Genomic DNA, 9,059 nt, shown 5'->3' on the forward strand with positions numbered 1-9,059 from the left:
TTTTTCTGCTTCCATCCTCCTGTACATTGTACATAGTTTAATCAAATATGAATTTTACAGCAAATCATTTAACAAAACGCTTTTTTTTCAATCAAAACAACAACATTTATAAAAACTATAACATGCAAAAATATTTCCTTTTCATTTTAATCAGTCTGTCATGCTTTATAACCACAGTGAAAGCCTGTACCATCTTCTCTTGTGCAAGAGGGGGTGAAGTATTGGCAGCAGCAAATGAGGATGATACGACACCTTTCACCAGGATCTGGTATAATCCCGGTACTAAAGACCGCTATGCCTCTGTCTGTTTTGGGGCTCCGGACATGCAGATAGCAGCAGCAATGAATGAGCATGGGTTATTCTTTGATTATACAGCAGCCAACTATGACCTTAGCAAACTGAACCTTACCAATCCTTATCCCGGAGATATTATGTGGGAAGTTCTTGGAAAATGTAAAACCGTAAAAGAAGCTATGCTGATCTTAAAAAAATATGATTACATATCATCTTCTAAAGTTTTAATAGCAGATAAAGAAGGTAATTCTATTACGGTAAATCCAAAAGGGATTGTTGAAAAAACAGGCGATTTTCAAGTGAATGCAAACTGTAATATGATCAACGGAAAACTATCCTGCCTAAGACCGGAAATAGCTGCTGAAATGCTTTCTGCTTCAAAAGAAAATAATGTAGAGTTTTTAAAGAAAATTCTGGATAAAACACATCAGGAAGGAGAACTAAACACTTTATACTCTGCCATCTATGATCTGAAAAAAGGAATTATCTACGTTTATCTATTCCACGATTATAATACAGTTTATACCATTGATCTGAAATCCGAATTAAAGAAAGGATACAGAATAGAAAATCTCGCTGACCATTTTCCAGCATCATTTGCTTATGAGAATTTCTCAAAAAATCATTCTTTATATCTTAAGGAATCTATTTTTCAGGAAATGAAAGATAAAGGCATTGATACAACTATTGATCATTATATTGCAGAAAGCGAGAAGCTGTCGCCAAAAAATGAAAAATTAAATTCCGCCATGCTGGAGGCAGCCTTACAACTCATAAAATATTCATGGAACGAACATAATAATGGCAGCGAATGGGGCTATTGGTTCAGTAAACCTCAGGGATATGATATAAAGAAGTATAAAGACAACAGATTGGCCTCTGCTGAAAAACTGCTGGGTTATTTATCTGCTCACGAAAATAAAGATCTGAAGCTGCGGAATTTCATGTACGAAATATCAGGTTATATAAATCTTGTACAGGGAAATACTAAAACAGGGAAAGAATTCTATGCCAAATCAATCAGCAATCCCGAGGAAGCTTATGCAGTGACTTTGACAAGAGGAAATGAAATAATGAAACGACTAAACAAATAGATTATTTCATTTAACCATTCCTTTATTCTAAATTTGCACCATGGAATTAGAATCAATTTATCAAAAACTGCAGATTCAGGATTTGAATCAGATGCAGAAATCTACGTATAAAGCTACTGAAAACAACCAGGATGTTGTTTTGCTCTCTCCTACCGGTTCGGGGAAAACACTTGCATTTTTATTTCCGGTTCTTAGAAACCTGAAAAAAGAGGCTTCCGGAATTCAAGCATTGATTTTAGTTCCGGCAAGAGAATTAGCGTTACAAATTGAACAGGTTTTCAAGGCAATGGGAACAGATTTCAAAGTTTCTGTATGCTATGGAGGACATGATAAAAAAATAGAGGTCAACAATTTAATTGAAGCTCCGGCTGTTTTAATCGGAACTCCGGGCAGAGTTGTTTACCATTTAAGGAATGAAAACTTCGATCCAAAAAGCATTAAGACCTTAGTTCTTGATGAGTTTGATAAAGCATTGGAGCTCGGTTTTCATGAAGATATGGAATTTATTGCCAACTCACTTAAGGGTCTTTCGCAAAGAATACTGACTTCTGCAACAGCAATGGATGAAATTCCAAAGTTTACTGGGTTAAAGAATGAAAAACTTGTTGATTTTCTGAAATTAAGTGATGTAAAACCGGATATTCAATTAAGAAAAGTAATGACTATTTCTGAAGAGAAACTGGATACTCTTTTTAATTTGATCTGTAAAATAGGAAACAAAAGAACCCTGATTTTCTGTAATCACCGTGAAGCAGTGGACAGGATTTCTGAGCTTTTACGCGAAAAAGGTATCGACAGAGAGACTTTTCACGGAGGAATGGAACAGGATGAGAGAGAACGTGCATTATTGAAATTCAGAAATGATTCTGCAAGAATTTTAATTACAACAGATTTGGCTTCCAGAGGATTAGATGTTCCGGAGGTAGAATCTATTGTACATTACCAGCTCCCGCCTAAAGAGGATGCTTTTATCCATAGAAACGGACGTACAGCCAGAATGAATGCAAAAGGTTTTGCTTATCTTATCATGACTGAGGAAGAGAATTTCCCTTTTATCAAAAACAATACTCCGGAAGAAAGTGTAGCAGGATTCAATAAGGTTCCTGAAAAAACACCTTTCCAAACTATTTATATCAGTGCCGGGAAAAAGGATAAAGTAAACAAAGTTGACATTGTGGGCTACTTACTTAAAAAAGGAGAATTACAAAAAGAAGATGTAGGCATTATTGAGGTAAAAGATACCACCTCCTATGTTGCTGTTTCCAGAAACAAAGTAAATGCTCTTTTACGAAAACTTCAGAATGAAAAACTGAAAGGGAAAAAAGTAAAAATGGAAGTTGCTTACTAAGGTTAAAACTGAGATTCAGTTCTAAAAACAAATGCTTCACCTCAAGTCATATTGAACGGCAGGTGAAGCATTTTTTATACTTAAGTTATTTTTAAGAAATCTGATTTACATATCTTTTTTGTGACTTGTACTGTAAAATAGCTTATTAATTAAAATTACTTTACTCCTTTTACCCGCATTGGGAAAGTGTACACAGACTTTGAAGCTGTGATGAACAAAATATCGTTGTTTTTTCCACCGAAAGTTACATTCGAAGTCCATTTCTCAGGAATAGAAATATGATAGATCTTCTTTCCGGAACGGTCAAAAACATGTACTCCATCTCCTGTTAAGTAAAGGTTTCCATGTTTATCCAGAGTCATTCCGTCTGAACCCATCTCACAAAATAGTTTTTTCTCAGATAATTTCCCATCTCCCAAAATGTCATACACATAAGTTTTTCCGGCATCAATATCCGATAGATATAACTTTTTCAGTCTTTCACTTCCTACAATCCCATTGGGTTGTGTGAATGTTTCCAACTTAACGATTTGTCCCTCTTTATTTCTGTAATAAAGACTTTTATGGGATAATTCCTGTTTAAAATTAGTCCAATAGTCTCTTTCATACAAAGGATCCGTAAAGTACATTCCGCCTGTAGCGTCATTCCAGACATCATTTGGGCCATTCAGCCTTTTTCCTTCAAAACCTTTGAGCAAAATTTCCACTTTTTTATCTTTCGATATTTTCCAGATTTCTCCCTGATCATCAGAACAGGTGATCAGAAAACCGTCTTTATCAAAATGGGTTCCATTTGCTCTTCCTGTTTTATCTAAAAACTCTATAATCTTATTACTTTTCCAGTCCCAATAATAAATTTTATCATTAGGCTGATCTGTAAAATAAACATTCCCCTCTTTATCGGTTGATGGTCCTTCTGTGAAACTAAATTGATCCGAAACCATTTCCGGCTTTACACCTTCATAAAACATTTTACTATAATTTACTGATTGGCAGTTTACCAATGCCAAAACCAAACCAATCATCCCTATTTTAAAGATATTCTTCATCTTTTATTTTTAAACCTGCAATTTACGACATACTCCGGATGATGCCAAAATATCTCCGCTTTCCTGTATATTTTTTGAAAAACAAACAATGTCCTAATTATCCTATTTTTTAAGTAGATCATATTAGTAGTCAAGCTATATAATCCGGAGCTTTGCGGTAACAGGATCAATCACTTTTTTTCTAAAAAAAACAGCTCGAATAACAGGGGTAGGTCCGGATGAAAAATATTACCAAAATACTTTTATAGCATACAATAATGAGCGCAGAATCCAACAATATCAAATCTTTAGAGATTGAGAATGAAGATTTCAGAAATTCAGTGGGAACAATGGATGAGTCCGGAAAGAGAAAATGGATTTTCCCCAGAAAGCCAAAAGGAAAGTATACCAATTACAGGAATTACACCAGCTATTTTCTTCTTGCTCTATTTTTCGGATTGCCTTTTCTAAAAATCAATAATAATCCTTTTCTGCTTATTAACGTTATCGACAGGAAATTCTTTATTCTAGGACAGCCTTTTTATCTGCAGGATTTTTTCATCCTTGCTTTGGGGGCGGTCACTTCTGTCATTTTCGTTATGTTGTTTACAGTGGTTTTCGGAAGGATTTTCTGTGGCTGGCTATGCCCTCAAACGCTTTTTATGGAAATGGTATTCCGTAAAATTGAATACTGGATAGAAGGAGACAGAAATAAGCAAATGAAGCTTGACAGGCAGGAATGGGATGCTGAAAAAATAAGAAAGAGATTAACGAAGTGGTCAGTATTTCTTTTAATTTCATTGATTATTTCCCACTTCATGTTCATGTATATTGTAGGCTACAAGGAAGTCTTCCGTATCATGAATGAAGGGCCCGTAAAGCACTCATTGAAGTTTATTACCATGATCTTTTTTACCATGACTTTTTATTTCGTTTTTGCATGGCTGCGTGAACAGGTTTGTACATTGGTGTGTCCTTACGGAAGACTTCAGGGGGTATTGATTGATAAGCAGACCATCAATGTATATTATGATTTTAAAAGAGGGGAAGGCCGTGCAAAATGGAGAAATAATGAAGACCGGAAAGCTGCAGGAAAAGGTGACTGTATAGACTGTAACCAATGTGTGGTAGTATGTCCTACAGGAATTGATATCAGAAACGGACAACAGCTGGAGTGCGTGAACTGTACAGCCTGTATAGACGCGTGTGATGAGGTAATGGAGAAAGTAGGTCTGCCAAAAGGTCTGGTTCGTTATGCTACAGAGGCTGAAATTGAAAACAGTGATAAGTTCAGAGTTACTCCAAGAATGAAAGCCACCACGGTAATTTTGGCACTGCTTATCGGATTCCTGGGATTCTTAATGTACGACCGTGGTTCTATGGAAGCGAAGTTTATCAAACCGGCAGGTTCTACCTTTTTTGTTAAAGATGGCAAAATTACCAACACCTTTATCTATACCCTTCTGAATAAATCAAATGAGAAAAAAATGCTTACCATTAAAGTGATCAGCCCGGTGAATGCAGAAATCACCTATTTTGGCTCTGAAAAAATCATATTAAAAGGTGACGAAATTCTGAAAGGAAACATCAACATTTCTTTCCCTGAGGAAGACATTAAGTTTTCAAAACAAAACATGGTGATTGGTGTCTTTGATGAAAAAGGAGTACTTGTGGATTCATTTGATACCACTTTTGAAGGACCATTCAAGCTTGCACTTTAAAGAGTTGAGAATGGAAAATGAGAAATTGAAAATTACTTAGTGCTGTGTTTTGTCTTAATATATTTCATCCTTTTTTAAAATTATTTATACAGAGAGCCGTATAACTTGCTGAGCCTTATTTTAACTTTCAATTTTTAATTAAAATCTAAGCTTTATATTTCCTCATAAACTGAGTAGGAGTCATTCCGGAACTTTTCCGGAATACTCTTACAAAGTAGGAATATTCTTCGTACCCCAGCCTGAAAGCAATTTCAACTAAACTTTCATCCAGGTACATCAGCATTCTTTTGGCTTCCAGCACTACTCTTTCAGTAATAACGTCTGTAGCTGTTTTTTGAACAACAGTCTGTACTATTCTGTTCAGGTGTTTTGATGAAATTCCCAATAAAGAAGCATAGTAAGTAATTGATTTCTGCGTTGCAAAGTGCTCTTCCAGCAGGTTTTCAAAATCCTGATAATGTCTGAAATAAGAGAGTCCGGCAGAAGAAGCCATCGTGTCAAAATCCCTTGAAAACAGTCGGGTTGCATTGATAAATATCTGAGACATCAATGAAAGCATGAAACCTTCTTTCATAATGTTTTTGGACTGGTGCTCTTTTCCTAATTCCTGAAATAAACTGATATTTCCTTTTAGTTCCAAAGCGTCCAACTGAAGCTTTCTGGAAAAAGATACAGATCCGAAAAAAGGAAAGTTTCTAAGTTTCTGATTCACGTAATGCATTTCATAAAACTCCTGAGAACAAAAGAAAATATAGCCTTCTATATCTTCTGAAAGCTCCCAGCTATGAATCTGCCCCGGTGAAAGAAAGAATAGACTACCCTCAGAGACTTCATACTTCTGAAAATCGATCTCGTGCATCCCTGTTCCTTTGGTAAAAAGGACGGCTGCATAAAAGTCGTGCCTGTGAGGCTTTTCTATGTGACGGTGTCCTACCACCAGATGATTCTTCATGGTATTAAAGTAAAAATCGGAAGTATTTTTACCAGCCTGGAAAAGATCAATATGAAGAACAGAGATTGAATTCATCATCTATGTTTTAACGAAAGAATACTATAATTAATTTTACCTATGAATATATTACATTTTAAAGGTTCACAAATTTATACAAAAAAAGAACGATATATCACAAACCTTCTTAAAATTAATAGCTGTCTCTTCATCATCCCTTTATTGCAAAAATCCCTTTTAAGGGTTAATAATAACCGCCAAAAATAAAAGTCTGAAGCCACTTTTAAAGATATATTTGGTTGAAACTTTAAAAAATTTTTATCTTTGACGTTTAGGAGTTGTAAAATGAAAATAAATTTACCTGATAAACTGTATTATTCTATAGGAGAAGTTGCGAAAGCTTTCGATGTAAACACCTCATTAATACGCTATTGGGAACAAGAATTCCCTATTATCAAACCTAAAAAAAACAGAAAAGGAAACCGATACTTCACTCCTGAAGATATCAAGAACCTCCAGATGATCTATCATCTGGTAAAAGAAAAAGGTTATACCCTGGATGGAGCCCGCATCGCTTTGACTACCAACAGTAAAATTTCTGAAACCATCACTATTATTGACCGCCTTGAGTTTGTAAAAGCCGAGCTTATAAAGCTAAAAGAATCTTTGGGCGAAAGGGAGGGTGAGTAAAAAAACACTTATTTCAATTCATTTGTATTTTGTCATATTTTTTGAGTTGCCTTTACTTGTAAGGGGTTGGTAAACTTCCCTGTTTCTCTAACATAGTATCTACTACACCCTATCTTCATAATTTATGATAATATTAAATACCAACTTATAAGCAAAGTTTTTATTATATAAATTACAATTGGTAGCTATTTTTTTTCTTTCTATTATTCTTAAATCTAAAATAATAGATTACAAGTTTATATAGAATTAACCAAAATGTCAAAAAAATTATTGCCTGCAATATAAATATTGATAAAAATGAAATATCAACCATCACCAGACCAAATAACAAAACATTAGTAGGATAAGTGAAAATTACTAATGGATACCATAAAGGACTATCATAATCAAATCCCATAAAGGAATATTGGGGGAAGCTGACTAAAACAACTAAAGTACCTAAGAGTACATACAATAGGCTCAGCAACATTGTGCTAAATAAAATTTTATTTCTTTTCATGTGGTTTATCTTAATTTAGGAAATGTAATAGCTTGTTTAAAAAACGGTAGCAACTCCATAGCCGCCACTATATTTTTAACTATTTTTTAGATAAAGGTATAACACATATAAATATATAAAAAGTAATAAAAGTAATTCTTATAAATAATAGGCTTTTACTAATGTTCATTTGACCTCCAAAGTTGGAAGAGTTCAAACCGTTTCCGCCCGTATGGTTTAAGCCAAATGGATAGTAATTGTAGGTATCGGTAATTTCAGGAGCGCCTGCGCTGTTTTTGGCAAAGGTGACCCTACTTAACGACATTAGCAGTTTTCGTAAAACCTTCTCTTTTATTGGTCTGTCAAGTTGGTCTTTATACTGATAAATATACTTATTGTTTTCAAAATAAATATATAAAGTTTTTAAAACACAAAACCACCGCTCAATAGCAGTGGTTTTGTTATGATTACTTCACCACACGATATAATCGTGCAACAGCAAGGGGAAATACATTATAAACCAGATGAATTGGGAAGCTTTTTTATAAACTCTTTTATTTTAATTTCCTTTAGCCCATCATGTTGCATATAATGTTCAATTTTTAATGCTTTACTATAATCTTTATAAGATATTTTATATCTTAGTATTCCTAATGAGAATTTTGATATTTCAATTCTTAATTTTTCCATTTCCAATTGATGAACGTCAACATCTTTTTCAAGCATTTTTTCAAGATCCATCAATTTTTGGCATATATAATAAATTTCATCCTGAAGGAAGACAGGAGGAAACCGAAGTAAAAAATTTATCCTGGAAAGAATAATTTTTTTTTTGCTATATTCTTTTATTCCATAAAAATATTCTAATTTATTAACATTTATATCAGCGCTTAATATTAAAAATCTCACTACTTCTCCGGGATTCACCTGATTGGAGTAAAAATTTTTCAATTTTCTAATGCCTGTCCATCCCGCTCTGTGTAATGATAAATCAGCTTGATTTAAATAAGCAAATAAAAATACACACAAGTTATATTCTAATTTTATTTTTTTCATATTTTTATTAAAAAGGCCACCACGAGCGTTTAACATATTTTGGGTTTAAAGTTTTTATATCCAATTGCATACGTCCTTCTACTATAATTCTTCCAGAATTTCCTTTACCACCAATATAAGAAGTAGAGGTTACTCCCCATTTAGGAACTGTAAATTCTATATATCCACCACCAAGATTCCCCCCTGCGGCTTGTCCCAAGTTTACTTTTGATGGACTTATAAAAGGAGCTACTTCAACATCAACTCCAAATGGTCTAGGCGATGAAACATTAATAGAACCGCTTTTTTTGATAGCATTAACAGCTGAAGTAGATGTATGATGTCGTACTGTTATAAAGTCCTCTATGAGATTTATTTCTTCTTTTACAGCCAATCCCGGTTTCTTTAGTGCTACCGCACCA

The 9,059-nt window shown here is 34.1% G+C and carries 8 protein-coding genes; 4 read left to right on the forward strand and 4 right to left on the reverse strand.

The window, feature by feature from the left end; genetic code table 11:
- Positions 1-122 precede the first annotated feature (122 nt).
- Positions 123-1,388 carry a carcinine hydrolase/isopenicillin-N N-acyltransferase family protein gene (locus tag AC27VX_RS10630; protein ID WP_300685316.1) on the forward strand — a complete coding sequence of 422 codons (1,266 nt, stop codon included), beginning with the start codon at positions 123-125 and terminating at the stop codon, positions 1,386-1,388.
- 40 nt (positions 1,389-1,428) lie between these two features.
- Complete coding sequence (locus AC27VX_RS10635) at positions 1,429-2,736, forward strand: DEAD/DEAH box helicase (RefSeq protein ID WP_488695494.1); 1,308 nt, start codon at positions 1,429-1,431, stop codon at positions 2,734-2,736.
- Between the two features lie 155 nt (positions 2,737-2,891).
- On the opposite strand, the gene AC27VX_RS10640 is transcribed toward AC27VX_RS10635, so the two are convergent.
- Positions 2,892-3,785 carry an SMP-30/gluconolactonase/LRE family protein gene (locus tag AC27VX_RS10640; protein WP_236858232.1) on the reverse strand — a complete coding sequence of 298 codons (894 nt, stop codon included), beginning with the start codon at positions 3,783-3,785 and terminating at the stop codon, positions 2,892-2,894.
- Between the two features lie 257 nt (positions 3,786-4,042).
- Here AC27VX_RS10640 and ccoG point away from each other — a divergent pair, with 257 nt between their 5' ends.
- A complete protein-coding gene (gene ccoG, locus AC27VX_RS10645) occupies positions 4,043-5,485 on the forward strand; it encodes a cytochrome c oxidase accessory protein CcoG (RefSeq protein ID WP_300685313.1) in 1,443 nt (480 codons plus the stop codon).
- 145 nt (positions 5,486-5,630) lie between these two features.
- Here ccoG and AC27VX_RS10650 read toward each other — a convergent pair whose 3' ends face one another.
- A complete protein-coding gene (locus tag AC27VX_RS10650) occupies positions 5,631-6,515 on the reverse strand; it encodes an AraC family transcriptional regulator (RefSeq protein WP_488695497.1) in 885 nt (294 codons plus the stop codon).
- A 264-nt stretch (positions 6,516-6,779) separates the two neighbouring features.
- Between AC27VX_RS10650 and AC27VX_RS10655 the strand changes: the two genes are divergently transcribed.
- Complete coding sequence (locus AC27VX_RS10655; protein ID WP_236858221.1) at positions 6,780-7,124, forward strand: MerR family transcriptional regulator; 345 nt, start codon at positions 6,780-6,782, stop codon at positions 7,122-7,124.
- A gap of 991 nt (positions 7,125-8,115) precedes the next feature.
- On the opposite strand, the gene AC27VX_RS10660 is transcribed toward AC27VX_RS10655, so the two are convergent.
- On the reverse strand, positions 8,116-8,658 hold the full coding sequence (locus AC27VX_RS10660) for a hypothetical protein (RefSeq protein ID WP_488695499.1): 543 nt from the start codon (positions 8,656-8,658) through the stop codon (positions 8,116-8,118).
- A 7-nt stretch (positions 8,659-8,665) separates the two neighbouring features.
- Positions 8,666-9,059, reverse strand: a 394-nt coding sequence (locus tag AC27VX_RS10665) for a hypothetical protein (protein ID WP_488695501.1), incomplete at its 5' end; no start/stop codon positions are given.

The organism is Chryseobacterium sp. 14P4.3.2, assembly GCF_057799275.1.

Excerpts from the sequence above, each read along its gene's own strand:
- AC27VX_RS10630 (WP_300685316.1), top strand. The coding sequence starts at position 123 with ATGCAAAAATATTTCCTTTTCATTTTAATCAGTCTGTCATGCTTTATA.
- AC27VX_RS10635 (WP_488695494.1), top strand. The coding sequence starts at position 1,429 with ATGGAATTAGAATCAATTTATCAAAAACTGCAGATTCAGGATTTGAAT.
- AC27VX_RS10640 (WP_236858232.1), bottom strand. The coding sequence starts at position 3,785 with ATGAAGAATATCTTTAAAATAGGGATGATTGGTTTGGTTTTGGCATTG.
- ccoG (WP_300685313.1), top strand. The coding sequence starts at position 4,043 with ATGAGCGCAGAATCCAACAATATCAAATCTTTAGAGATTGAGAATGAA.
- AC27VX_RS10650 (WP_488695497.1), bottom strand. The coding sequence starts at position 6,515 with ATGATGAATTCAATCTCTGTTCTTCATATTGATCTTTTCCAGGCTGGT.
- AC27VX_RS10655 (WP_236858221.1), top strand. The coding sequence starts at position 6,780 with ATGAAAATAAATTTACCTGATAAACTGTATTATTCTATAGGAGAAGTT.
- AC27VX_RS10660 (WP_488695499.1), bottom strand. The coding sequence starts at position 8,658 with ATGAAAAAAATAAAATTAGAATATAACTTGTGTGTATTTTTATTTGCT.